Below are 25,462 nucleotides of genomic sequence, written 5' to 3'. Positions count from 1 at the left end.
TAATAGGTTAAAAATTAGATCGCCATCCTGGCGTAGCATTCTGTTTGGGTGTATATATTAAATTGTCCTCGTCAATATCATCTGCGAACACCTCCACGGGTTCCTCACGTTGCTCATAGCGTTTGAGGTTTGGCATTTTGAAATTGGTGTTAACCGTTCTTGGTGTATTATCAACAATTGCGATTTTTTCTATTTTGCTTCGTTGGCGTTTTTCAAAGGCATCAACCGAAGCGACATAAGCACTTTGCAATTTCAAAGCTTGATCGTGTGAATCGTCCGTTCTTTCGTTTTTCGCTCTGTTGTATCTTGGCATTTCCATTACTTCGCAGATCACACGGTTGTTTAGATAAACCAAAGCTTTCAAAACTTGACCGTCGTTACCGTCTAGCCAATACACTTCAAATTCTTTACCCTCAATGGTTCTCATTTTTTGGATGAGCGCTTCGCCTGTTAAAATCTTCCCGTCTTCCGCTATAGCTCTCTTTTGTCCTTGGAGTCGGATGTAACCAACATTACAGGAAGTCGTTGTTTTGTGACCGATAACGGGTAAAATTGCTTCCCAGTTTGTTGGTTTTAAGTTTGGGTCTTGTCTTTGTTCGAAATAATCCCATTTACTTAAACTGCTTTCCTCAGGGTGTGGCATGTTGTTGTATTGCTCTAGCTCAAGTAGTCGCTCATTTATTAAAATATCATAAGGGATAACCTCTTTTTTTGCGCTACTCAATTGGTTCGCTTCGCTTTTTGCTGTTGGTCTAGCCAACCATCCTGATGCTCCCTTTTCCATTTCGTAACGAAGCTTTCCATTGATACGCTCTATGTATTTTCCTCGTGCATTGTTGGCTTCAATTTTTACTTCTTGGAACATTGCACCAGGGCGAAGTAAGCTATCCTTAAAGCTGCTGTTTAATGAGCTTTCACATTCTAGCTCATAAGGCAAACAAAATCCCCATTCGGTGTAATTGCGAACCATTTGACGGTAAAAATCAACTATGATTCCCTCTTTTGTCTTTCCCCAAACTACCGTAGTAATGGCACGGGATGCAATATCAACTCCGAGATAAAACCAAGCTCTGTCACCTTTGGTGTTGTAAACAAATGGCGGTTGCCTATCATCAATCGAAATTATTGAACCCGCTAACGCAGGTAAATCCATTTGGTGGTGTGGTTTGAAGTTTCCCATATACACCTGACGGTCGCCACTTCTTGACTTGTGAGTCGCTAGCTTGTTTTCCCATTTGTTGATATAACTTATAATACAACCCTTTGACAATGCCTTAAAATCTTTTGGATCATACAATTCGCCTGTGTCCTCGTTATAGACTTCCGCATAGTTGTTCAGAAAAGCGTCGTAACTTTTAGCAACCTCCGTTGGTGTAGGCTTGTGTAATTGGTTTTTAAACAAACCGTTGAAAATCATTTCTGTTTTATCGTCGACCTTACGAGCGTTTTTCGCTTTGTTGCCTTCGGGGTCTTTTACCAATGGAAAATACAAATCGTCTTTGCACTCTTTTAAAAGCTTTTTAAACTGCTTTTCACTTGCGGGTAGGTTGTGTGTTACTTCGTGCTTAATTTTTAGCGTATTATTGAAGTTTTCGACATCCTTGACCACAGTTGCGACAATTCCCCGAAGTGAACCTTTTAATTTGATGCGTTCCTGTGTGCGAGCTTGCTCCAATTTAATGGCGGCTTTCATAACAGAGGCATTTATAATGTATCGCTCTTGTTCGTCGGCTTCCAGTTTGTTTCCCGCACGTTTGAAGCGGGAATAATAGCGAACGGCATCAGCATCAAACTCAAAGAAAGTTTCTAAGGGATTGTCGACACGTCTTGGGTCGCCAAGGGCTTCTTGGATATGCGGCTTTAGGCTGTCAAAGTCAAGGAGTAACTTTCTACCGTTACCCCCAATTTGTAGGCGTTTTATTCCGAAAGGCTTTTCTTGATAACGTTGGATTTCTTTTTGCAATGAGCCTAGAGTGTTCCAAAAATTAGGAACTAATTCCTCAGACTCAACCGCAATAACATTACTTGAATATTGATAGGGCATATTACTCTAAAGTTTTATCGATAAAATTTTGAACAGTTGTTTCGTTCGCTTTTACCATTTTGTCATAATCCTTTTTAATTGCGTCAGGAGTTAAACCTTTAACGGTACCATTTATACTTTGACGGATGTAATATTTTGAAACTCCATATTTTAAAAACAACGCTTCTAAAATATTTGAATCGTAGGATTTGTAAATTTTTGTCTTACTTTTGTTCATCGTCTTGTTTGTTTTAAATATTGAAACAAATATATAAACTTGTTTAGATTAAACAATACAAAATATAAACTTTTTTACATTGATTTTTTTATATGTCTGAATTAGAAAGAATTAAAATAGCTGTTAAAACCTTAATAAGTTTAGGGATAGGCAAGAATCAGGAGGAAATTGGCGGTTTGATGGGCTATAAAAGCAAGTCTGCGTTTTCGCAAGTTCTTAATGCTAAAGTGCCGTTACCTACTGGATTTGTGGATAAACTTTGCAAATTAGACGGTCGTTTAGAAAAAAAATGGATTGTTTCTGGTGATGGAAATGTTTTGAAAAGCGGGAGTGGAAATAAACAAGTTTATGAAGAGGGCGATAGAAACACGGCTAGTATATCTGAGCTAAATAATAATGAATTAATAAAAGAAAAGGGAATACCACTTATACCAATCGACGCAATGGCAGGATATGGAGGTGGTGACGTTCAAGTTATGGAGTATGAAACTGAAAAATTTATAGTACCAACTTTCAAAGGGTCAGACTACTTAATAAATGTTAGAGGAAGTTCTATGTATCCAAAATACAACAGCGGTGACCTTGTAGCCTGTAAGCACTTGCCGTTAGACACATTTTTTCAGTGGAATAAAGTTTATGTTTTAGATACTGAGCAAGGAGTTATAATAAAACGTATTTGCAAAGCTGAAAATGATGAGTATGTAACAATTGTTAGTGATAATAAAAGCTACGATCCTTTCGAACTACATAAGTCAGATATTAGATCAATTGCGATAGTAATTGGAGTGATAAGACTTGAATAGTAGTTTTTTTAACCCTTTTCATATTAATTAACTACTAATAAATTGATTATTAGTGTATTTATATGTCTTGTAATGAAATCAACTTTGTTGTTAAGTGCCGTGAGTTTGTAATTTTAATGCGAAAATCAAATATAAACTACAAAAACAAGTATATAAACTTGTTTATATTGTTTTTATTTTGTCCACCCAACTGTCCATCCAACTGTCCATCCAAAATAAAAAATCAATTTTTTCACTTTTTTAAATGCTCAATTTTATTACATAAAAAAAGCCACCGTATTGGTGGCTTAAATGGTGTTTAAAAACGGCTTAAACGCTTGTAATGTGGCGTTTTTGTCTATATTTTCGGTTGTTCGGGCATTCCTTTGATATACCAAGTAATTAATCGTTATTTAAGATGTATTTAAAAGGCAATTATTATCATTTATTTGGAACTTTTGTTTTAGCTAAATTCCCGACCTTTTTTAATGTGAAGTATTGATTTTGTTGGGCTTTTCGACCTTTTTTAGAATGTATTAACTTAGAACTATTGTTTAGTAGCCCTTATAATACAGGAAAGAAATATTACACAAATATATTTGTTAAGATTTAAAAAGATAAACATATTGACTTTGGTTGGTTTTTAGTTGTCGTTGTAGCTCCAAGAGTTACAACGATTTTTTTTTAAACAGCTTAAAATGGACTAGTTCAAAGAGGAAATTAAAATATATAAAGATGTTTGTCCAGTTTGGACAAATAAGGTGTCACAAGTTTATTTGTGGCTTTTTTTTTATATTAATATGAGGGTAAATTTTTGGATAGATTGGAAGAAGATGAGAACAAACAATAGATTTGGTTTTCTCTTTTCTTTATTAATATTTAAGTGCTTAAAAATCTGTTGGTTGTTTCTAAAAAACTGCAGTTTAACGTCTTTTAAAGCTGTTTGGGGACTGAATAAAAGAATAGAGAATAAGAGAGGTATCTTTGTATTTCAAACCAGTCAATCTTATCATTATGAAAGCTTACGTGGTACAATTAGTAGTCATTGCATATGTTTGCTCTTTTAACGGTTTTGGACAGCATGCCAATAATGGTCCCATTCCTGAAGTAAAAGGCAAAGGATCTTTGCAGTTGGAAAACCAATCGAAAGATGGTCTAGTTATAACAGGATATATAGTGGAGGAAATGGTTCATATGGCTTTTGGTAAAAGAGTTGTTAAATATCAGGTTCCAAGACTTGATATGGTGAATACCTATGACTTAGGGCCAAGCAACACAAGGACTGTAACACCTGTATATGGAAAAGTTAAGGTACAAACAATAGGAATGGATATGTCTTCAAAATCCTTGGTTGAGCCTGTAGTTGTAACAACTGTGAAGCCTGTTACTATTGTAGCAGCTGCTCCTGTTTCCAGTGATCCGAAAACGGTTTATGTAAATATAGTCAGTACGTATGAGCAGGTGTTGAATAAAGGGTATAAGTCTATAGATATGCTAAAGAAAGTAGCAGATAAATCTTATTTTGAAGGGAATTTAGATGTGGCCGTTAAGTTTTATTCGGAGTTGATCGCTATGGATAAAAATGTAGGTGCAGCGTATTACTTTAGATATGCTCAGGCGTTAAAGGCACTCGGTCAAACTGAAAAAGCAAATGAAATGATGAAAATATTTGACATTAAAAATAAAAAGTAATTTTTAATCTAATGTTTCTCTTTGCATAATCAGTGAACAATAAGTACTTATTTTATTGTATATTTTTGTTTTGCTTAACCAAAAGTGTAAAAAGCAAGTGAAATTTGGTAGGTAATAGTGATAATTTAAGGACTATACTTAAAATTATCTACACATACTATTGCAAGACATTTTGCTAGTGCGAACGCTTTATGGAGGCTTTCTGATTTGATTATACTTGATAACAATTTTTATCAAAAGCGTTGTTTCTTGTTTAATGCTCGGTTGGCCATGCTCAACGATTTGATCAGTGTAAGAACAAGTTTTGTTTAGATTTAGTAAGTATGCCAAGGGTAGCAACTTGATTCAAACTCGGATCAAGTGATTTGTAAACGAATATTTCAGCATAAGAATCGCAAACAAAAACAGTAAGTTTCTACTGCAGAGTGATGTACTCTAAATCTAAAGAGTGAGACATTACGATATTGTTTGTCCAAGCGTATTATAACTTTAACTTTAATATGGAGTTTAGTTGTGTATTGATCTTGTATTTTGAGATTTCTGGATCTGATAATCTGCTAGATATTTTTTTTAAAAATTTAATTTCAATCACCAAAGGCGGACTAGGAAGGAAACCATACAGGCTTACAGTTGCTAAATCATAGTGGTTTTTATTTTAAAAAAAAAGCTGCCTTTATTGGCAGCTTCTCAAATTTGGATTTTTTTTTGATTAAATTACAGATCTGAAATAATAAATTCACTTCTTCTGTTCATTTGGTGTTCTTCTTCAGTACAAGGAACTTCGTCTGAGCAGTGGTTAACCAGTTCTGATTCGCCATATCCTTTGCCTGTTAATCGGTTTGATGCGACACCATTCTTAATTAACCATTTGATGGTGGACTTGGCTCTTCTATCGGACAAGGCTTCATTGTATTTGAAACTAGCACGGCTATCGGTATGAGAGCGTATATCGAGTTTCATTGTAGGATATTGATTCAGTACGGCTAATATTTTTTCTAGGTCGATGGCCGCTTCTATTCTAATGTTGGATTTGTCCAAGTCAAAATAGATGTTTTTGATACCAAAACATTTTCCTAAATCATCCCCAATGGTGACTTTGCAAAGGGCTTTGTCTAAGGCAATAGGTAAAGAGGTTTTTCCGCTTTCTGTTGGAATAGTAATGCTCACTTCTTTGGTATTATAATCTGTTTTTTCAGCTCTCACATTATAGGTTTTGCCGCACTCTACTGCAAAAGTATAATAGCCGTTAGCATCGGAGAGAGTCGTATTTTTGATGTTTCCCTGATTATCATATAAGGTAAGTTTGGTCTCTGGAAGCACTACACCTGATTCCGCATCGGTAATGGTTCCGTTTAGCTCTTGAATACATTGGAGTCTTCTGGTTTCTAGGAATTTATAGATATCATCAGAACCTAGTCCACCTGCTTTATTGGAAGAGAAATAGCCATTTCGAGTGACAGGATCAATAATATAAGCAAAATCATCTTGAGGAGAATTGATATCTGCCCCTAGGTTTTGAATGTTATTAATACTTCCGTCTGGAGCAATTTGACCTACAAAAACATCTAGTCCTCCCAGTCCAGGGTGTCCATCAGAGGCAAAGTAGATTTCATTTTCACTGGTCACATAAGGAAATGTTTCTTTTCCTTCAGTATTGATGGTTCTGCCTAAGTTCTCAGGAGATCCATAACCACCATTGCTGTTGATACTGACTCTATAAATATCAGATTGTCCTGTGGTACCGGGCATATCAGAGACAAAATACAATGTTTTTTCATCAGCACTAAGAGCAGGGTGTGCGGTACTGTAATTATCGCTGTTGAAAGGAAGTTCCATTACATTGGTCCATTTGTCCTTGTCAAGAGTAGCTTTATAAAGTTTTATTAAAGTAGTTTTATGATCATCTGTTCCTTTTTTGTGGTCTGCATAATTGTTTCGGGTAAAGTAAACTGTTTTACCATCTTTTGTGAAGACAGGAGAGGCTTCATGGAATTTGGTGTTTAACATCGTTTTGAATTTTCTCACTTTAGCCGAGTCTACATCGGCTATGTAAAGATTGGTGAAATACTGCCCAGTCCATTTGTGTTTGCGTTGAGAAAAATTCCCTGTATCTCTTGCCGAGGCAAAATAGATTTTGTTGTTGTATACAATAGTTCCGTAGTCGGAATACTTTGAATTAATACCGGCATTTTCAATGTTATAACGACCCGAATTGGCTTTGATCTTATCGAGATAATTGGTGTCTTCTTTATAGAGTTGACCTCTGTTGTCGTTTTTAAATTTGCTATTAAATTCGTCCAGAATTTTATTGGCTTTATTACCATCTCCTGAAGATTTTAACGATTGTGCATAACGGTAGTAGTACTCGGGTTCTAACTCGGTATTCATAGCAAATAATTCGCCGTACCATTTGGCAGCAGCTTCAAATTCGGAGTTAAAGTAGTAAGAGTTTCCTAGTTTTTTAAACATATCTTCCGATTTGTATCCCTTCTGAGCTACTTTTTCATAGGTTTTAATCGCATCGATATAGGCATAGTTATCGTATTTTTTATCTCCAGATTCTATTTTAGCTTGTTGGGCGTAACTCTTAGAGAAAAAAACACTTACGATGGTTAGGCAAAGGAGTATTGAATTTTTCATAATCAGTATTTTTAGAAGAAACGAGGAGTTGTCATTTTACCATTGTTTTTGAAGAATTCATATCGGAGAAATATCTCATGCGATCCTGAATTGTAGTTGTTTAGGTTGGTGGTCTCACGATCATACCCATACCCCAGATACAGACCGTCCGAAATTTGAAAGCCCACCATAGCACTTAATGAAGCACTCCATCTATAGGCTACACCGACTACAAACTTGTCCACGAACATGAAATTAGCAGAGATATCTGCTTGTAAAGGAGCACCTTCTACCATTTTAGTCAATATCGCTGGTTTGAATTTGATATACTGCGCTTGATCTAGATTAAAGACATAACCAGCCATTAGATAATAACTAATTTTATCTTTATATATGGCTACATCATTATCATCGTATCGATTGGTTTCTATAAAATTTGGTACCGATAACCCGATGTACGCTTTATCAGAATGCCAGTAAACCCCGGCTCCCACATTAGGAGAGAATTTGTTTTTTAAATCTTGGAATTGAGGATCTCCTTGATCAACAGGATTTAATTTATTGACGTCTAAATTGAATATATTGGCCGTTCCCTTGATCCCAAATGAAAGTTTAAAATCAGCAGAGGTTTGTACGGTATACGAAATGTCTGCAGAAAAGTTGTTTTCATTAGTGGGGCCAATTTTATCATTGATAAAGGAAACACCTACTCCTAAATTACTATTGTTAATGGGAGTATTAACCGAAAAGCTACTAGTTTCAGGTGCGCCGTCTAGTCCTACCCATTGGGTACGATATAAACCGAAAACACTCAATGCTCCTCGAGATCCTGCATAGGCTGGATTGATGTTTATTGTGTTGTACATATATTGCGTAAACTGCGCATCTTGTTGTGCATGACTAGCAAATGATACTAACATAATGACGAAGGAAAATAATGTTGTTCTCATAGTAGATATTTATTATTTTAATAATTACTATTGCTTGTTTATCCCCATAAATCCTAGAAAAGAAGCAATGTGATGGCTTATTTTAGAATAAGTTTTTTATTGATTGTGATATAATGCGCTATAAGACATTGTTTTATAGCGCATTGTTTTTAGTTCTTATCTGGATAAATATAGATAGCCGTCTTTTTTATGGGTCTGGATTGCACCGTTTCCATCAACAGCAGTATAGTTCAGAATGTAGAAGTAAGTTCCTGCTGGTAGACCAGATGGCGCACTTATTGTTGTTCTACCTCTAGAGAAACCATCAAAAGCATTGGTGGTGTTATTGTAGTCTTTGGTTTCAAATACCAGTACTCCCCAACGGTTGTAGATCTCTACAGTATTCTCAGGATAACAAGCGGTCTGATCTATATTATCGATCACAAACTTATCATTTCGGTTATCACCATTTGGAGAGAAGGCATTGTGAACTAGTATGTTTCCACAGGCCAATACCACACAATCATCATTAACGACAAGGTTTACAAATAAACTTCTAGGACAGGCTTCATCTTTTATTTGATACTCAAATGAATACGTACCCACTGCAAGTCCAAATGAAGTTACAGTACTACCATTTAAAGCATTAGAGTTATTGGTGTCGATCCAGGTACCTGTAGTAGTAGTGCTTCGAGGGAGTATATTAAATAGATTTACAGTTGATGGATCTCCATTACAGGCTTGACTTGATATTGCTGCTGTTACCTCATTATCGTGTTTCACGGTTATGGTTTGTACCAGTAGTGTTTTATTGCCAGCACAGTCAGATAAAGTGTACGTTCTCGTTAGGATGTAAGGTGAGCTTTCGCAACCTGTACCTCCATTATTGGTATCACTTACTGTCACGGTTACTGTGGCACTACAGTTATCAGTAGCATTAAGTACTGCTTTAGGATCTGCCACTGGAATATCGGCTATGTTTTGTAAGGTGATATCCGCTGGAGCTGTTCCTGTAGGAGCCGTAGTGTCTTTAACGGTAATGACTTGTGTGTACGTGGTGGTATTACTGCCACAATCACTAGTAGTCCATTTACGTGTTAAGGTGTAGTTGGTAGCACACTCATTTTGAATATTGGTTTTTGTTTCTGTATACACCACTGGTACATCGGTATTACAATTGTCCGTTGCTGTTATCGTAGCGGGTTGTGGAACCTTATCACAAGATACTGTAAGATCAACTGGAAGTTCTCCATTGAATGTTGGCTTAGTAGTGTCTTCTATGGTGATCACTTGGGTGAAGACTGCTGTGGCATTACCACAATTGTCTGTTGCTATCCAAGTATTGGTATAAGTTCCCGTATTGCTACAAGATTCAGAGGCTACAAACACACCACTAGTTTTGGTTAGTGTAACTTCTGCATCGCAATTGTCTGAAGCCACAGGCGCTTTTCCTTGAGCCGTAGCCAAAGCCTCAGCATCACTACATTGAAGCGTTACATTGAGTGTTCCGGCTGTAGTCGTCCAAGTTGGCACTGTAGTGTCTTGGATGGTGATTACTTGGGTGAAAGACTCAGAAGTGTTACCACAATCGTCTTTAACAGTCCAAGTATTGGTATAGGTTCCCGCATTACCACAAGCCTCAGCAGCTACGAAGGCTCCACTGGTTTTGGTGATATTGGTCACATCGCCATCGCAATTATCGCTTGCTACAGGCACTTTCCCTTGAGCTGTTGCCAAAGCATCAGCATCGCTACATTCAATAGTAACATCTAAAGTTCCAGCTCCAGTAGTCCAAGTTGGTACTGTAGTGTCTTGGATGGTGATTACTTGGGTGAAAGTCTCAGAAGTGTTGCCACAATCGTCTTTAACAGTCCAAGTATTGGTATAGGTTCCCGCATTACCACAAGCCTCAGAAGCTACGAAGGCTCCACTGGTTTTGGTGATATTGGTCACATCGCCATCGCAATTATCGCTTGCTACAGGCACTTTCCCTTGAGCTGTTGCCAAAGCATCAGCATCGCTACATTCAATAGTAACATCTAAAGTTCCGACTCCAGTAGTCCAAGTTGGTACTGTAGTGTCTTGGATGGTGATTACTTGGGTGAAAGTTTCAGAAGTGTTGCCACAATCGTCTTTAACAGTCCAAGTATTGGTATAGGTTCCAGCATTACCACAAGCCTCGGAAGCTGCGAAGGCTCCACTGATTTTGGTGATATTGGTCACATCGGCATCGCAATTATCGCTTGCTACAGGCACTTTCCCTTGAGCCGTTGTCAAAGCATCAGCATCACTACATTCAATAGTAACATCTAAAGTTCCGACTCCAGTAGTCCAAGTTGGTACTGTAGTGTCTTGGATGGTGATCACTTGGGTGAAAGTTTCAGAAGTGTTGCCACAATCGTCTTTAACAGTCCAAGTATTGGTATAGGTTCCAGCATTACCACAAGCCTCAGAAGCTACGAAGGCTCCACTGATTTTGGTGATATTGGTCACATCGGCATCGCAATTATCGCTTGCCACAGGTACTTTCCCTTGAGCCGTAGTCAAAGCATCAGCATCACTACATTCAATAGTAACATCTAAAGTTCCAGCTAGAGTAGTCCAAGTTGGTACTGTAGTGTCTTGGATGGTGATTACTTGGGTGAAAGTTTCAGAAGTGTTACCACAATCGTCTTTAACAGTCCAAGTATTGGTATAGGTTCCGGCATTACCACAAGCTTCAGAAGCTACGAAGGCTCCAGTAGTTTTTATAATATTACTTAGATCACCATCACAATTGTCTGCCGCTACAGGGAATTTTCCTTGAGCCATAGTTAAAGCAGCTGCATCGCTACATTCAATAGTAGCATTCAAAGTTCCGGCATCAGTACTCCATGTTGGAGCAATGCTATCTTCAATGGCGAATGTGGCTGAAGTTATAGTTTTGTTACCACAAGCATCAGTGGCAGTAAATTCTACGGTTACTGCAGCAGAACAATCTGCATCTATTTTATCGAAGTTATTGGTCCAAGTTACTTGAGAGCAATTATCAGTAGCGGTAGCTCCACCATGGGAGGTTAGCCAATTAGTAAGTGCTGTGTTGTTTCCATTTCCATCGCATTCTACTATAAGATTAGCAGCTGGTTTGGTAATGATTGGTGCTGTGTTATCTTGTATTGTAATAGTTTGTATTTGATCGGGCGCTTTGTTTCCACAGGCATCCACTAAAGACCAAGTTCTAGTGATAATATGAGAACCTTCACATGTACCAGCTGAAGTTACATCTGTGTAGGTCGCTTGAAGACCTGAAGTGCAATTATCATTTTCATCTGTCACATCACCTGTTATTATAAGTGAGGTATCATAGTTGCAAGAGGCATCAGTATAGATGGTAATGTCTGCAGGTTTAGTGAATGTTGGTAGGGTAATATCTTGAACCATTATCTCTTTAATGCAAGTGGACTCGCAGCCATTTCTATCTATTATGGTTAAGTTTAATGTAAATGAAAGACCACAGCTTACGCCGGTAGTTATTGAGACTGATTGTGAAGATGCACTACCATTGATTGTCGCGTTTCCAGAAACAGACCAAGCGTAGCTACTCATTCCAGCTGGTGCGTTATAAACATTAGCTGTTGAAGAAGGACATAGTGGACCATCTGAACCTGCGATGGAACATACAGGAAGTGGATTTACCGTAATGGTTGCTGTTCCAGTTTGTGCTTGTGAGCAAAGTGTACCACTTGCATCGACAACACTCACTAAATTATAAACAAAGGTTCCCGCTGTTGTAGTGGGTGCCGCTATTGTTACAGTGTTCCCTACCGTTGTTGTTACGGTTGTATTGGCTCCTCCATCAATGTTGTAGGTAAAGGTATATGGTGCAGTTCCTGCTGATCCTGTGAAGGTTACCAGTGGAGCTGTAGCATCTTTACATACTTCAATGTTTCCTGCTATAGTGGCTGTTGGTAACGGATTTACGGTAATGGTTGCTTTTCCAGTTTGTGCTTGTGAGCAAAGTGTACCACTTGCATCGACCACACTCACTAAATTATAGTCAAATGTTCCCGCTGTTGTAGTGGGTGCCGCTACTGTTACAGAGCTTCCTACTGATGTTGTTACAGTTGTGTTGGCCCCTCCGTTGATGTTATACGTGAAGGTGTATGGCGCAGTTCCTCCAGCTCCTGTGAAGGTTACTAGTGGATCTGCAGCGCCTTTACATACGGCGATGTCTCCAGCAATAGTGGCTGTTGGTAACGGATTTACGGTAATGGTTGCTTTTCCAGTTTGTGCTTGTGAGCAAAGTGTACCACTTGCATCGACCACACTCACTAAATTATAGTCAAATGTTCCCGCTGTTGTAGTGGGTGCCGCTACTGTTACAGAGCTTCCTACTGATGTTGTTATAGTTGTGTTGGCCCCTCCGTTGATGTTATACGTGAAGGTGTATGGCGTAGTTCCTCCAGCTCCTGTGAAGGTTACTAGTGGATCTGCAGCGCCTTTACATACGGCGATGTCTCCAGCAATAGTGGCTGTTGGTAACGGATTTACGGTAATGGTGGCTTTTCCAGTTTGTGCTTGTGAGCAAAGTGTACCACTTGCATCGACCACACTCACTAAATTATAGTCAAATGTTCCCGCTGTTGTAGTGGGTGCCGCTACTGTTACAGAGCTTCCTACTGATGTTGTTACAGTTGTGTTGGCCCCTCCGTTGATGTTATACGTGAAGGTGTATGGCGCAGTTCCTCCAGCTCCTGTGAAGGTTACTAGTGGATCTGCAGCGCCTTTACATACGGCGATGTCTCCAGCAATAGTGGCTGTTGGTAACGGATTTACGGTAATGGTTGCTTTTCCAGTTTGTGCTTGTGAGCAAAGTGTACCACTTGCATCGACTACACTCACTAAATTATAGTCAAATGTTCCCGCTGTTGTAGTGGGTGCCGCTACTGTTACAGAGCTTCCTACTGATGTTGTTACAGTTGTGTTGGCCCCTCCGTTGATGTTATACGTGAAGGTGTATGGCGCAGTTCCTCCAGCTCCTGTGAAGGTTACTAGTGGATCTGCAGCGCCTTTACATACGGCGATGTCTCCAGCAATAGTGGCTGTTGGTAACGGATTTACGGTAATGGTTGCTTTTCCAGTTTGTGCTTGTGAGCAAAGTGTACCACTTGCATCGACTACACTCACTAAATTATAGTCAAATGTTCCCGCTGTTGTAGTGGGTGCCGCTACTGTTACAGAGCTTCCTACTGATGTTGTTACAGTTGTGTTGGCCCCTCCGTTGATGTTATACGTGAAGGTGTATGGCGCAGTTCCTCCAGCTCCTGTGAAGGTTACTAGTGGATCTGCAGCGCCTTTACATACGGCGATGTCTCCAGCAATAGTGGCTGTTGGTAATGGATTTACGGTAATGGTTGCTTTTCCAGTTTGTGCTTGTGAGCAAAGTGTACCACTTGCATCGACCACACTCACTAAATTATAGTCAAATGTTCCCGCTGTTGTAGTGGGTGCCGCTACTGTTACAGAGCTTCCTACTGATGTTGTTACAGTTGTGTTGGCCCCTCCGTTGATGTTATACGTGAAGGTGTATGGCGCAGTTCCTCCAGCTCCTGTGAAGGTTACTAGTGGATCTGCAGCGCCTTTACATACGGCGATGTCTCCAGCAATAGTGGCTGTTGGCAATGGATTTACCGTAATGGTTACGGTTTGGGCTATTCCCAAACAAGATCCTGTCGTAGCCGTTGGTGTCACGATATAAGTTACCGTTTGAGCAACAGCAGTAATATTAACCAAGACATCCGTTATGGTAGTAGTAGCTTGTGCAACAGTACTTTCTCCTGTTACGTTCGCATTGTCAGTGGCGACCCAAGAAAATGAGGAGGGTACAGAACTGGTTAAGGCAAGTCCAACAGCAGCTCCACTACATATTGTTTTGGAATTAGCACTGATCATTGTTGGCGCAGGATTCACTGTTATGGTTACTGTTTGCGCTGTTCCCAAACAAGTTCCTGTTGTAGCCGTTGGTGTCACGGAATAGGTTACCGTTTGAACAGTAGCTGTAGTATTAACCAATTCATCGGTTATGGTAGCTGAAGATTGTGTAGTAATGCTTTCTCCGGTTACATTAGGATTGTCGGTGGCAACCCATGAAAATGAAGAGGGTATGGAGCTAGTTAAGGCCAGTCCAACAGTCGCTCCACTACATATTGTTTTGGAATTATCACTGGTCATTGTTGGTGCAGGATTCACAGTTATAGTGGCTACGTTAGTGGCAATATTCGTTCCGCCGCATAAGCCGGGATTTGTAAAAAGTGCTCTAAATTTTGTGGTTTCAGTTAAATTTTCCGTAGTGTAAGTCATTAGACCAGCGGTAGCTGGTATGTCTACCCATGTTGTAAATGGAGAAACGGCAGATTGCCATTTGGTTACGGTAGATCCAGAAGCAAGACCGGTTAAATTTAAAATGGTATTAGTTCCAGAACAAATAGTTGCGTCTGGTCCAACCAATCCTTTAAGAGGAATTCCAAAGGTAAGAGGAATATCAATACATATGCTTGAGTTATCATCACCGCCTGAAACAGAGGCTAATTTAGTAATATTGATTATACCAGGATTATTTACATCGCATATGTTTATTCCTAAACTTCCAAAAGGAATATTAAACTCTAAAAATGCTCCACTAGCTCCACAAATAGTTCCAGATTCAGCAGCAAGTAAAGCAGGAGGGACAATTTGTGTTTTAGTACCTCCGGATCCAGTATATACTGTGAAACCAGTACCATTTGATTTTATTTCTAAAATATATTCAGCACCAGCAACGGTGATGGTACCTCCCATATGATCCGATGTTAATCCAGTTAAAGGATTGTTGTCAGTGTCTAAATATATTCGAAAAAGTGCATTACCACCATTACCAATATCCATTCCTAATCTTAATACTTGAGTTGTTGTATTGACTTTAGCATGGATGGTTCCAATTTTACAGGTCGAATTTGGATTAGGGTTTAGTACCTCATGAAAAACTGTTCCTGTTGTATATTCAGGATTAGCTTGTGAGGGGCCTGGGCAGTAATCACCATCAAAAGCATCTTGGGAATAGCTATTTGTTGTAAAAGCGAAAAAGCAAACTAAAAAAAATGTAGGTAATTTTAGCGGGAGAGTAAAATTTGATTTCATATTGATTTATTTAAATCGTTAGAAAAATAGTATTGTAAAGGGGAGAGTTCACATCTGTGAGTGTAGTTCGTGCAGGTGAAACAAAACAGTATCTAAAAAATGTTTTTTTTGATGATTTTTTTCTCAGGGAAAAAATTAACGTGCAATTGGAGATAAATTTTATTGCTTTTTGAAGAGTAGATTTTGATTTCATAAATTTAGGATTTAGGTTATCGAAGCAGTTAAAAAAAATATCGTAATCAAAGTTATAGAGACTTAATTAGTTTTAATTTTTTTCTCCGTAACTAACCAAAATAGTCGTTTAAATACTCTTTTTTTAGCAAAATAATTTAAAATTTGAGTGTTTTATTGTTTTTAAAAACATAATATTTTATATATTTTACGCAATAATCATTATTGTTTGTATTGATTATGTGAGTAATTATTTATTATTTAACATTATTTATGGTTATGTGTAAATATCGACGAAATGCATTTTTCATGGCTGAGATGCATTTTTTAGGGAAATTAAAATGTTGTTATTTTGAGGTTGGTGTATTTTTTAATTGGTAGATGTTGTCTGAATTTTTTCTGAAATGTTAACAGATTAAAAAAAGCAGAAGTATTGAAATTTCTTTTGTAAATTAGGACTTAGAAAATAATTTTTTAGCCTTGATTTCATCTTAAAAAACTCTTTTTATGAAAAATCTAATTTTAATACGACATGCGAAATCGAGTTGGGAAGCACCTTTGAAAGATTTTGATAGACCATTAATGAAAAAGGGGATTCTAGATGCACATGAAGTATCCTCTCATATTTCAAAATTCCTTCCTAAAACCTATATAATTTGGAGTAGTACTGCCGCACGAGCATTAGAAACGGCTATTATTTTTGCCCAAAATATTTCATATCCTATAGAAAGTATCGTTTATAAAGACGATCTTTATACTTTCGATGAAAGACAGCTCGAGAAGGTTATTAAATCATGTGATAATCGTTTTGAAAGCGTTATTCTTTTTGGACATAACGAGGCTATTACAAATTTTGTTAATAAATTTGGAGATGTTTTTGTCGAAAACGTCCCTACTGCAGGTTTTGTATCGCTACAATTTGAAGCAAATAGTTGGGATGCGATACAAAAAGGCAAAACCGATAAAACAATTTTCCCCAAAGATTTAAAATAAATATAAGTGCACGAACAGAAATATATCGATAGAGAAAAAAGTTGGTTAGCGTTTAATGCAAGAGTGCTTCAAGAAGCTGCAGATGGTAACGTTCCGCTTTTAGACAGGTTGCGTTTTGTTGGAATTTTTTCAAACAATTTGGATGAGTTTTTTAGAGTTCGTTATGCTGCAATTAGAAGATTGAGCCTGTCTGGGATTTCTGGTGAAAAATATCTTGGAGGGGTCTCTGCGCACCAATTAATTAAAGATATCACCGAAATTGTAATTCAGCAGCAATCTGAAAGTTTACGTATTTTAAGTAATATTGAAACTGAATTGGAAGCCGAAAACATCTTCATAATTAACGAATTTCAGATTAATAAAGAACAGGAAAGTTTTTTAAAGGACTTTTTTGCTCAAAAACTAAGTCCAGAATTGGTTACTATTATCCTGAATGATTTAGCTGAATTCCCTGTTCTTAAGGATACTTTAGGGTATTTGGCAGTTCGCTTGGAAATGAATAAAAACGATGAAATTCGATATGCTGTAATCGAAATTCCTAAGACGATGAACAGATTTGTCGTGCTGCCATCTAATGATGATAAACACTATGTTATTCTTATAGATGACGTTATTCGTCATAATTTGAGTAATATTTTTAATATTTTCGATTATAAAAGTGTTTCAGCTCATATGATCAAAATCACGCGAGATGCGCAATTGGATATCGATAGTGATTTGAGTAAGAGTATGTTAGAGAAAATATCTAGCTCGGTTAAGGATAGAAGGATAGGAGAGCCCGTTCGTTTTATTTACGATAATTTAATCGAAGAGGATACCCTGCGTTTTTTTCTAGATAAAATGAAAATCGTGGAAACCGATAGTATCATTCCTGGAGGTAGATATCATAATCGTCGTGATTATATGAGTTTTCCAAATCTAGGAAGATATGATTTATTGTATAAAACCAATGACCCATTGCCTATTCCGGGTTTGAGTTTAGGGGGGAGTATTTTGGAAAAAATCGATAAAAAAGATTATTTGTTACATGCTCCGTATCAGTCCTTTTCTTATTTGACTAAGTTTTTGCGTGAAGCAGCTTTAGATCCAAAAGTAACGAGTATAAAAATCACTTTATACCGATTGGCAAAGAATTCTCAAATTATTAGTTCGCTTATCAATGCGGCTAAAAATGGAAAAAAAGTAGTCGTACAAATAGAGCTGCAGGCTCGTTTTGATGAGGCCTCAAATATTTCGTATGCTGAGCAAATGCAAACGGAAGGAATTGAGCTTATTTTTGGAATTAAAGGATTAAAAGTACATAGTAAAATTTGCGTAATTGAAAGAATGGAAGAGGGGAAAATACGCCGTTATGGGTTTATTTCAACAGGGAATTTCAATGAGGCGACAGCTAAAATTTATACTGACGTCACTCTTTTTACTTGTCATCAGCAAATTCTAAAAGATATTACTAAAATATTCGAATTTTTCGATATTAATTATAGGGTTCATCGATACAAGCATTTAATTGTATCGCCCCATTATACGCGAGCGAAATTTGTTAAATTAATAGATCGTGAAATTCTTCATGCTTTAGCCGGAAGAAAAACATTTATAAAATTAAAAATGAATAGTTTGTCTGATTTTAAAATGATCGATAAATTATACGAAGCCAGTAATGCTGGTGTGAAAATTCAGCTTCAAGTTAGAGGAATTTGTTCATTGATTCCTGGGATTCCCGGCATGAGTGAAAATATCGAAGCCATAAGTATAGTGGATAATTATCTAGAACATTCGAGAGTTTATATTTTCGGAAATGCGGGGTTAAATGAAGTTTATATTTCGTCGGCCGATTTTATGACTAGAAATCTTGATGGAAGAGTAGAAGTTACCTGTCCAATTTATGATCTAGCGATTAAAAAGGAACTGATTGATAATTTTAATATAGCCTGGAAAGGAAATGTAAAAGTAAGGTATCATTCTTATAAATTAGATAATAAATACAAAGCTAGAAATCATCATGCACCTTTTAGGGCTCAATTTGAAACCTATAAATATTATCAAAATAAAATTGAGGTAATCGAAGCGGAAGTACAGCCTACGAGTTAATAAAAAACACAGAATTTACAATTTCAAATCATATAGTGAGCATGATTAATATAAGGAAATATGCAGCAATAGATATTGGTTCAAATGCCATGAGACTTCTAATATCGAATGTTGTAGAACAGGAAGGTAAGGAGCCGCAGTTTAATAAAAGTTCACTTGTTCGTGTGCCTATTCGTTTGGGGCAAGATGCTTTTACTGTTGGAGAAATTTCAGCAGAAAATATCGAACGAATGGTAGATGCAATGAAAGCATTTAACTTATTGATGAAAGTGCATAAAGTGGAGCGTTATATGGCCTTTGCAACTTCAGCTATGCGAGAGGCGTACAATGCTAAAGAAGTGGTAGCGCTGATCAAGAAAAAAGCGGACATTAAAATTGAGATTATCGACGGTAAAAAAGAGGCCGCCATTATTGCTTCTACGGATTTACTTCACTTATTAAAAACAGATGAAACCTATCTTTTTGTAGATGTGGGAGGTGGAAGTACCGAGTTTACGTTGTTCTCTGATGGAAAATTGATTAACTCAAGATCTTTTAAAGCTGGAACAGTTCGTTTGTTGAACGATATGGTTCACGATGTTGTATGGGATGAAATTGAAAAGTGGATTAAAGTCAATACCGCTGATTATGAAGAGGTAACTCTTATCGGTTCAGGTGGAAATATCAATAAGCTGTTTAAAATGTCTGGTAAGCAACAAGAAAAACCGCTCTCTTATATTTATATCAATTCGCAGTATGCTTTTTTAAATTCATTGACTTATGAACAGCGTATTGCTGAGTTAGGCTTGAATTCAGATCGTGCGGATGTTATTATTCATGCGACTCGAATTTATTTGAATGCGATGAAATGGAGTGGGGCACGCCAAATTTATGTACCTAAAATTGGACTATCTGATGGAATTGTAAAAGCCATGTATCATGGTAAAATTTAATTTTTTTAGAAACTTAGTAAATGAATAAAGCAAGACTCGAAGCTTTTAGTGATGGTGTATTGGCTATTATCATTACCATCATGATTCTTGAAATTAAGGTGCCTCATGGAGTTGAGTTCGCTGATTTAAAACCACTTATTCCTAAGTTTTTAAGTTATGTTTTGAGTTTTATTTATGTTGGAATTTACTGGAATAACCACCATTATTTACTTCATGGTTTATCTAAGGTAAACGGGAAAATTCTTTGGAGTAATTTGCATTTATTATTTTGGTTGTCGTTAATTCCTGTTTCTACGGGTTGGATGGGAGAACATAATTTTGCAAAAGCTGCAATGGCGCTATACGGGATCATTTTATTGCTTTGTGCGATTGCTTATGTGATTCTTCAAAAAGCAGTTCTTGATGTAGAGGGTAAAGAGTCGCTTTTGGCGAAAGCTCTGGCAAAGGATTTAAAAGGAAAAACCTCGGCTATTCTTTATGTTATCGGGATCGTAGCTTCGTTTTATAGTGTTTGGATCTCAGGAATTGCCTATTTTATAGTGGCCATGTTGTGGCTTGTACCTGATAAAAGAATCGAAAAAGTTTTTGCTAAATAGATTTTCCATAAGTAAATTTTAGAGTTATAATGAAGTCTATTTTTCAATCAATTCAGGTTTTGTCTCAGGAGGAATTAATTCAATTAGACAATTTAATTAGTTTACGAAAACTTAAAAAAGGTGAGCTTTTACTGGTAGAAAATCAGATTTGTAACGAAATTGTTTTTATAAAAAAAGGAATTTTACGTTCCTATTTTTTCAATCATCAAGGAGATGAAATCACGAATTGTTTTGCTTTTGAAAATGAATTTATGGCTTCGTTTTCTAGTTTTATAACTCAAAATGTTGCGGAAGAAAATATTCAAGCATTAACGGATACAGAGCTTCAGGTGATCAGCCGAGAAAGTTTGGAAAAACTCTATAAATCAAGTAATCATTGGCAGGAAATCGGCAGGAAACTGACTGAAATGGAGTATTTAAATCTTCAGAAAAGAATGGTTTCTTTTCAGAAATTGTCTGGAAAACAGCGTTATGAAGAGCTTTATTTACATCATCAAAAATATATTAAATTGCTTCCGCTTCAGTATTTAGCTTCGTATTTAGGTATTACACCAAGGCATTTAAGCCGAATCAGAAAAGCTGTTTTATAGGACAATTGTCTAGTATGAATTTTCATTGCAATGCTATTTTTGTAAAAAAGACATCTATGAAAAAAATACTGATTATAAACGGGCATCCAAATCCTTCAAGTTTCAATTTTGCAATGGCAGAAAAGTATGAAAAAGGTGCTGTAGCTTCCGGTGCACAAGTGGAAATCATTACAATTGCTTCTTTGAAGTTTAATCCGAATTTGCAATTTGGATATCAAAAACGAACAGAATTAGAGCCAGATTTATTAGAATCTTGGGAGAAAATTGAAAAAGCAGATCATTTAGTTTGGATTCATCCCGTTTGGTGGGGAGGTTTACCGGCAATTACCAAAGGATTTATTGATCGATTGTTTTTACCTGGAATGGCCTTTCAGTACCGTGAAAATTCGGTTTGGTGGGATAAATTACTGAAAGCAAAAACGGCTCATATTATCACAACTTTAGATCAGCCAAGCTGGTATTACAGGTTGTTTTTTGCTAGACCAAGTGTTAATCAATTAAAGAAATCTACTTTAGAATTCTGCGGAATAAAACCCGTAAAAGTTAGTTATATTGGTGTTGTTAAAGGTTCTGATGAATTGCAAAGAAAAAAATGGTTAGAGAAAGTCTTTGATTTAGGGTTTCAAAACAAATAACACTACGCCTGTAGATCCAATCCAAATGTAGTACGTAATAGTTCTATGTTTGGATTTATTTCTAGCAAACGATTGTATCGATCTTGATCGTTTAAACTACGCTTAAATTCAATGGCTTCATTTACGATTATTTCAATGGTGATATCGTGATTGTGTAAATGTCCTTTTAGGTGTCCTAAAAGCCCGTGAATTTGACCTTCAAAATCTAATTTAGAACCTTCATTTGGTAATTCAAGGGTAATCTTATTACCATCTAAAGTAGGATCGTTTAGTAGTAATAAAGCTTCCATGATTTTTGAACCTTTATCCCCGATGCGTTGAGCATATTTGTTCCATTGCACTAACATCTCAGTCTCCGTAAATTCTTCTGTAGGTAAAACGGTGGAGGGTTTTACATAAGATTGGCTACTTGCTTCTAATTCCTTTTTCTTACGAATGCTCGATAATGAAAAAGCAGAAATTTTTGGTTCGTTGCTTACTTCAGGTTTTGGAGTTGGAGCTGTTTGTGTTGTTGGAATTGCTGCAGTTTCACCGACAGTAGCTGTTGTGGTTTCTTTTGAAGTCTCCGTTGTTTCAGCTTTTGGCGCTTTTACTTCAACTATAGAGTAACCACTATTTTTATAATAAGTGGGTGGAATTATGAATTGCTCAACTTTTTTTTTTCTCCATCAAAAGTGATAGAGGCGAGTTGCATCAGGCATAATTCGACTAAGAGACGCTGATTTTGACTTAATTTGTATTTTAAATCACAGTCATTGGCGGTGTCAATTCCTTTAAGAAGAAAGTCTTGAGAGCACTTTTGTGCTTGTACAGCATACAATTGCTGCGCTTGTTCGCCTACTTCAAGTAAAGCGATGGTAGCAGGAGTTTTACTAACTAATAAGTCTCTAAAGTGAGAAGCTAGACCAGCAATAAAATGATGTCCATCAAATCCTTTTGAGAGAATATCATTGTATGCTAATAAAAGATCAGGAATCTGATTTTCTAAAAGTAAATCCGTAATGTTAATGTAGGTCTCGTAATCTAAAACATTTAAGTTTTCGGTTACGGCTTGACGTGTTAAGTTGGTTCCACAATAGGAAACGACACGGTCAAAAATAGATAAAGCGTCACGCATTGCACCATCTGCCTTTTGAGCGATAATGTGTAAAGCATCGTCTTCAAAATTGATACCCTGACTTGTTGCTACTTCAGCTAAGTGTTCTTTAGCATCTTTTACAGTGATTCTTTTGAAATCAAAGATCTGACAACGAGAGAGAATCGTGGGAATGATTTTGTGTTTCTCTGTGGTTGCTAAAATGAAAATAGCATGTTTTGGCGGCTCTTCTAACGTTTTCAAAAAAGCATTAAAAGCTGCCGATGACAACATGTGAACCTCGTCAATAATATAGACTTTGTATTGTCCTGTTTGCGGAGGGATTCGAACCTGATCAATCAAGTTTCGAATATCGTCAACGGAGTTGTTTGAAGCTGCATCTAACTCAAAAACGTTAAAAGCAAAATCTTCAGTAGGATCGTCATATCCGGGCTGATTTATTTTACGAGCCAAAATACGTGCGCAAGTTGTTTTTCCAACTCCACGCGGTCCTGTGAACAAAAGGGCAGAAGCGAGGTGATTGCTGTCAATGGCATTCAACAAAGTATTGGTAATGGCTTTCTGACCTACAACATCCTTAAAGGTTTGTGGGCGATACTTACGAGCCGATACTACAAATTGTTCCATGTTCTTTCTTATTCGAGAGCAAATATAGGCTGAAAATTACCAAATCACAAATCTGAAATTGATAAATATTGGAGGGAATTTTGAGTGTTTTGAGTATGAGAAAGTAATGTTTTTTTTTAAGGACTTAGTTTTAAGAAATTAATAAGGATTAAAATTGTAGGATTATTGTGTAATGTGTTAGAAATTAATTCGTTAACTTTAAAAGGTTAATTAATTTAAAAACTATATCATTATGAGAATTAAATCAATTTTATTGGGAATCAGCCTTGCTTTTTCATTAGTGGCTTGCGGCCCTAAGGATGCAGACATTCAAAAAGAGATTGCTGCAAAAATAAGCGCCCTGCCAGGGGTAGAAGTTACGGTGAAAGACGGTGTAGCTACTATTTCGGGTATTTGTAAAGATGATGCTTTTAAACAAAACGCTGAAAGCATTATTAAGGGTATTAAGGGGGTTAAATCAGTAGTGAATAATTGTGAAATTGCTGTACCAGAACCGGAGGTTGCTGCTGCGCCAGTTGTAATTAACACGGATGCTGTTTTAAACACTTCAGTAAGCGAGGTAGTGAAAACGTACAGCGGTGTGAGTGCTACAGTTAAAGATGGCGTAGTGACACTTACAGGAAATATCAAAAGAGACCAATTGCCGAATTTGATAAAAAGCGTACAGGAATTGAAGCCTAAAAAAGTTGAAAATAAGTTAACTATTAAATAAGAATGTTATGAGTTTACTAGATAAGTACAAAGAGTTAACAGATTTAGCCTCTAATTTAGGAATTGCTAATTTGCAGGTAAGAGAACAAGATAATGTGTTGTATATTGATGGTACAGCAAAATCATCCCCAGACAAAGAAAGTCTTTGGAATGCTTATGGAAAACTAGATCCTGATTTTAGATCAGCTGATGTGGTTATGAATATTGCTGTGGCTGAAGGAGTAACTACTGATTATACAGTGGTAAGTGGTGATTCTTTATCTAAAATAGGAAAAGCGCACGGTGTGTCATGGCAAACCATTTACGAAGCCAATAAAGATGTTATTAAAAATCCAGACTTGATTCAGGTAGGTTGGAAATTAAAAATACCAACAGCATAATATATTTAATGTACTGTTTTTAAAAGCCTGTCATTTATGATGGGCTTTTTGTGGTTTTAAAGGGTAGATCGGAGCTGTAGATTTGGTAGATCGTTGTTCCTTTTTTTTGTCATTGTCAGAAATGAAGCAGTACAGTGGATTGAATGTATTTAATTTTTAAAGGCTGTGTTTGCTTTATTTCTGGCAATGACTTGATTGTTTGTGTGGTGTTTTTTTTTATAAGCCTAAAGAACTAGTCTCGATCAAATTAGTATGCTTTTTGTGTAGGCTTAGTTTGTAAAGATAATGTGCTAAAGAGGATTGTAAGCATCGCCAATTGACCATGATGTTAGCGGTGAAAATCACCTTCCCTTAATGCTTAAGTCGTTTAAAACTTTTATGGTTTCTTGATCTGAATCAGCAGAGAAACCCGCTACATAAACACCTTTTTTTCCTGAACTTGATTTAATTCCGTATACAACTGCCTCATCGCCTGGGTCTGATTCCCCTTCGTATCGATACACATGAACAATTTCAAATTTTTCTGGATTTTTTCTAATCATGTCTGAATTTATATTAAAATCAAACGTAAATCCTTTTTCATTCAATTGATCTAAAGCTTTTGAAACAGTTGCGTAATGATACATTCTAATCATGATAATTGAATTTAATAATTATGAATTTTAAAGGTAACCAATTTAAAATTAAATTGTTACGAAAAGAGTTCGAAAATCTAAAATTTAAAATCATTATTCTTAGTTGATAAAACGTTACTTTTGCTGGGCAGACCGCCTTATCGTCGCTCATTTATGAGGGGAGGAAAGTCCGGACACCATAGAGAAGCATAGCGGGTAACACCCGTCGGAGTTAGTAATAACTTCAGGACAAGTGCAACAGAAAGTATGTACAGGTAATGCTGTAGTGAAACCAGGTAAACTCTATGCGGTGAAATACCAAGTATATCAGCATTTAAGGGCTTCTCGTCCGTTGTTGAAGGGTAGGTAGCTTGAGCTTATGAGTAATTATGAGCCTAGATAAATGATAAGGCTTTGATTTATCAGAGACAGAATCCGGCTTATAGGTCTGCATTTTTTTTATATTTGTGAGAGTATTAAATTTATTTTCATGAAGAAGTCTTCCCTTAGTTATTTCTAAAACATCAAAAAAAAAGAATTGGTTTTATGTGGCTTGCTAACACTGGTTTAAGTCCCGATAGCTAGTATTGT

The 25,462-nt window shown here is 36.8% G+C and carries 19 protein-coding genes and 1 other RNA gene; 12 read left to right on the top strand and 8 right to left on the bottom strand.

What is annotated here, in order from left to right:
• Positions 1-7: 7 nt before the first annotated feature.
• Both AC51AA_RS06770 and AC51AA_RS06765 read right to left on the bottom strand, forming a co-directional pair.
• Positions 8-2,044, bottom strand: coding sequence for a hypothetical protein (locus AC51AA_RS06770; RefSeq protein WP_500705034.1), 2,037 nt, complete (start codon positions 2,042-2,044; stop codon positions 8-10).
• A gap of 1 nt (position 2,045) precedes the next feature.
• Positions 2,046-2,261 (bottom strand): hypothetical protein, encoded by a 216-nt coding sequence (locus AC51AA_RS06765; RefSeq protein WP_500705032.1) that lies wholly within the window; start codon positions 2,259-2,261, stop codon positions 2,046-2,048.
• A gap of 92 nt (positions 2,262-2,353) precedes the next feature.
• On the opposite strand from AC51AA_RS06765, the gene AC51AA_RS06760 reads away from it, so the two are divergent.
• Entirely contained in the window at positions 2,354-3,064 is a 711-nt protein-coding gene (locus AC51AA_RS06760) for a S24 family peptidase (RefSeq protein ID WP_500705030.1), read from the top strand.
• A gap of 993 nt (positions 3,065-4,057) precedes the next feature.
• Positions 4,058-4,735, top strand: coding sequence for a tetratricopeptide repeat protein (locus AC51AA_RS06755; protein ID WP_500705028.1), 678 nt, complete (start codon positions 4,058-4,060; stop codon positions 4,733-4,735).
• Between the two features lie 714 nt (positions 4,736-5,449).
• Here AC51AA_RS06755 and AC51AA_RS06750 read toward each other — a convergent pair.
• From AC51AA_RS06750 to AC51AA_RS06740, 3 genes are all read right to left on the bottom strand, one after another.
• Complete coding sequence (locus AC51AA_RS06750; RefSeq protein ID WP_500705026.1) at positions 5,450-7,375, bottom strand: OmpA family protein; 1,926 nt, start codon at positions 7,373-7,375, stop codon at positions 5,450-5,452.
• An 11-nt stretch (positions 7,376-7,386) separates the two neighbouring features.
• Positions 7,387-8,304 (bottom strand): PorP/SprF family type IX secretion system membrane protein, encoded by a 918-nt coding sequence (locus AC51AA_RS06745; protein ID WP_500704634.1) that lies wholly within the window; start codon positions 8,302-8,304, stop codon positions 7,387-7,389.
• A gap of 156 nt (positions 8,305-8,460) precedes the next feature.
• Positions 8,461-15,438: an HYR-like domain-containing protein gene (locus AC51AA_RS06740; RefSeq protein WP_500705024.1), complete on the bottom strand. Its 6,978-nt coding sequence runs from the start codon at positions 15,436-15,438 to the stop codon at positions 8,461-8,463.
• A 678-nt stretch (positions 15,439-16,116) separates the two neighbouring features.
• On the opposite strand from AC51AA_RS06740, the gene AC51AA_RS06735 reads away from it, so the two are divergent.
• From AC51AA_RS06735 to AC51AA_RS06710, 6 genes are read left to right on the top strand one after another with little or no spacing between them, the layout of a single operon-like run.
• Positions 16,117-16,602: a SixA phosphatase family protein gene (locus AC51AA_RS06735; RefSeq protein ID WP_500705022.1), complete on the top strand. Its 486-nt coding sequence runs from the start codon at positions 16,117-16,119 to the stop codon at positions 16,600-16,602.
• Between the two features lie 6 nt (positions 16,603-16,608).
• Positions 16,609-18,690 (top strand): polyphosphate kinase 1, encoded by a 2,082-nt coding sequence (ppk1, locus tag AC51AA_RS06730; protein ID WP_500705020.1) that lies wholly within the window; start codon positions 16,609-16,611, stop codon positions 18,688-18,690.
• A gap of 41 nt (positions 18,691-18,731) precedes the next feature.
• Positions 18,732-19,622, top strand: a complete 891-nt coding sequence (locus AC51AA_RS06725; protein ID WP_500705018.1) for a Ppx/GppA phosphatase family protein — start codon at positions 18,732-18,734, stop codon at positions 19,620-19,622.
• A 20-nt stretch (positions 19,623-19,642) separates the two neighbouring features.
• Positions 19,643-20,218, top strand: coding sequence for a TMEM175 family protein (locus AC51AA_RS06720; protein ID WP_500705015.1), 576 nt, complete (start codon positions 19,643-19,645; stop codon positions 20,216-20,218).
• A 29-nt stretch (positions 20,219-20,247) separates the two neighbouring features.
• On the top strand, positions 20,248-20,808 hold the full coding sequence (locus AC51AA_RS06715; RefSeq protein ID WP_500705013.1) for a Crp/Fnr family transcriptional regulator: 561 nt from the start codon (positions 20,248-20,250) through the stop codon (positions 20,806-20,808).
• A gap of 56 nt (positions 20,809-20,864) precedes the next feature.
• Positions 20,865-21,443 carry an NAD(P)H-dependent oxidoreductase gene (locus tag AC51AA_RS06710; protein WP_500705011.1) on the top strand — a complete coding sequence of 193 codons (579 nt, stop codon included), beginning with the start codon at positions 20,865-20,867 and terminating at the stop codon, positions 21,441-21,443.
• 2 nt (positions 21,444-21,445) lie between these two features.
• Here the strand turns inward: AC51AA_RS06710 and AC51AA_RS06705 are convergent, their stop codons facing one another.
• Positions 21,446-21,790, bottom strand: a complete 345-nt coding sequence (locus AC51AA_RS06705) for a DUF8439 domain-containing protein (protein ID WP_500705009.1) — start codon at positions 21,788-21,790, stop codon at positions 21,446-21,448.
• Positions 21,791-21,878: 88 nt separating this feature from the next.
• Between AC51AA_RS06705 and AC51AA_RS06700 the strand changes: the two genes are divergently transcribed.
• The gene (locus AC51AA_RS06700; RefSeq protein WP_500705006.1) at positions 21,879-22,052 is read left to right on the top strand and encodes a hypothetical protein; all 174 of its coding nucleotides are present in this window, start codon (positions 21,879-21,881) and stop codon (positions 22,050-22,052) included.
• Between the two features lie 28 nt (positions 22,053-22,080).
• Here AC51AA_RS06700 and dnaX read toward each other — a convergent pair whose 3' ends face one another.
• Complete coding sequence (gene dnaX, locus AC51AA_RS06695) at positions 22,081-23,166, bottom strand: DNA polymerase III subunit gamma/tau (protein WP_500705004.1); 1,086 nt, start codon at positions 23,164-23,166, stop codon at positions 22,081-22,083.
• 232 nt (positions 23,167-23,398) lie between these two features.
• Here dnaX and AC51AA_RS06690 point away from each other — a divergent pair, with 232 nt between their 5' ends.
• Together AC51AA_RS06690 and AC51AA_RS06685 are read left to right on the top strand one after the other, a co-directional pair.
• Positions 23,399-23,878, top strand: a complete 480-nt coding sequence (locus tag AC51AA_RS06690; protein ID WP_500705003.1) for a BON domain-containing protein — start codon at positions 23,399-23,401, stop codon at positions 23,876-23,878.
• A gap of 7 nt (positions 23,879-23,885) precedes the next feature.
• The gene (locus tag AC51AA_RS06685; RefSeq protein WP_500705001.1) at positions 23,886-24,257 is read left to right on the top strand and encodes a LysM peptidoglycan-binding domain-containing protein; all 372 of its coding nucleotides are present in this window, start codon (positions 23,886-23,888) and stop codon (positions 24,255-24,257) included.
• Between the two features lie 341 nt (positions 24,258-24,598).
• Here the strand turns inward: AC51AA_RS06685 and AC51AA_RS06680 are convergent, their stop codons facing one another.
• Entirely contained in the window at positions 24,599-24,892 is a 294-nt protein-coding gene (locus tag AC51AA_RS06680) for an SH3 domain-containing protein (protein ID WP_500704999.1), read from the bottom strand.
• A 124-nt stretch (positions 24,893-25,016) separates the two neighbouring features.
• Between AC51AA_RS06680 and rnpB the strand changes: the two genes are divergently transcribed.
• Positions 25,017-25,330: RNase P RNA component class A (gene rnpB, locus AC51AA_RS06675), an RNA gene on the top strand.
• Positions 25,331-25,462 lie beyond the last annotated feature (132 nt).

It is taken from the genome of Flavobacterium sp. OHVDL-2026-0007 (genome assembly GCF_059882335.1).
Note: the sequence above shows the minus strand (reverse complement) of the source record. Positions and strands in the feature narration are given on the sequence as shown.

Coding starts and splice junctions, on each gene's coding strand:
- AC51AA_RS06770 (WP_500705034.1), bottom strand. CDS start 2,044: ATGCCCTATCAATATTCAAGTAATGTTATTGCGGTTGAGTCTGAGGAA.
- AC51AA_RS06765 (WP_500705032.1), bottom strand. CDS start 2,261: ATGAACAAAAGTAAGACAAAAATTTACAAATCCTACGATTCAAATATT.
- AC51AA_RS06760 (WP_500705030.1), top strand. CDS start 2,354: ATGTCTGAATTAGAAAGAATTAAAATAGCTGTTAAAACCTTAATAAGT.
- AC51AA_RS06755 (WP_500705028.1), top strand. CDS start 4,058: ATGAAAGCTTACGTGGTACAATTAGTAGTCATTGCATATGTTTGCTCT.
- AC51AA_RS06750 (WP_500705026.1), bottom strand. CDS start 7,375: ATGAAAAATTCAATACTCCTTTGCCTAACCATCGTAAGTGTTTTTTTC.
- AC51AA_RS06745 (WP_500704634.1), bottom strand. CDS start 8,304: ATGAGAACAACATTATTTTCCTTCGTCATTATGTTAGTATCATTTGCT.
- AC51AA_RS06740 (WP_500705024.1), bottom strand. CDS start 15,438: ATGAAATCAAATTTTACTCTCCCGCTAAAATTACCTACATTTTTTTTA.
- AC51AA_RS06735 (WP_500705022.1), top strand. CDS start 16,117: ATGAAAAATCTAATTTTAATACGACATGCGAAATCGAGTTGGGAAGCA.
- AC51AA_RS06725 (WP_500705018.1), top strand. CDS start 18,732: ATGATTAATATAAGGAAATATGCAGCAATAGATATTGGTTCAAATGCC.
- AC51AA_RS06720 (WP_500705015.1), top strand. CDS start 19,643: ATGAATAAAGCAAGACTCGAAGCTTTTAGTGATGGTGTATTGGCTATT.
- AC51AA_RS06715 (WP_500705013.1), top strand. CDS start 20,248: ATGAAGTCTATTTTTCAATCAATTCAGGTTTTGTCTCAGGAGGAATTA.
- AC51AA_RS06710 (WP_500705011.1), top strand. CDS start 20,865: ATGAAAAAAATACTGATTATAAACGGGCATCCAAATCCTTCAAGTTTC.
- AC51AA_RS06705 (WP_500705009.1), bottom strand. CDS start 21,790: ATGTTAGTGCAATGGAACAAATATGCTCAACGCATCGGGGATAAAGGT.
- AC51AA_RS06700 (WP_500705006.1), top strand. CDS start 21,879: ATGCTCGATAATGAAAAAGCAGAAATTTTTGGTTCGTTGCTTACTTCA.
- dnaX (WP_500705004.1), bottom strand. CDS start 23,166: ATGGAACAATTTGTAGTATCGGCTCGTAAGTATCGCCCACAAACCTTT.
- AC51AA_RS06690 (WP_500705003.1), top strand. CDS start 23,399: ATGAGAATTAAATCAATTTTATTGGGAATCAGCCTTGCTTTTTCATTA.
- AC51AA_RS06685 (WP_500705001.1), top strand. CDS start 23,886: ATGAGTTTACTAGATAAGTACAAAGAGTTAACAGATTTAGCCTCTAAT.
- AC51AA_RS06680 (WP_500704999.1), bottom strand. CDS start 24,892: ATGATTAGAATGTATCATTACGCAACTGTTTCAAAAGCTTTAGATCAA.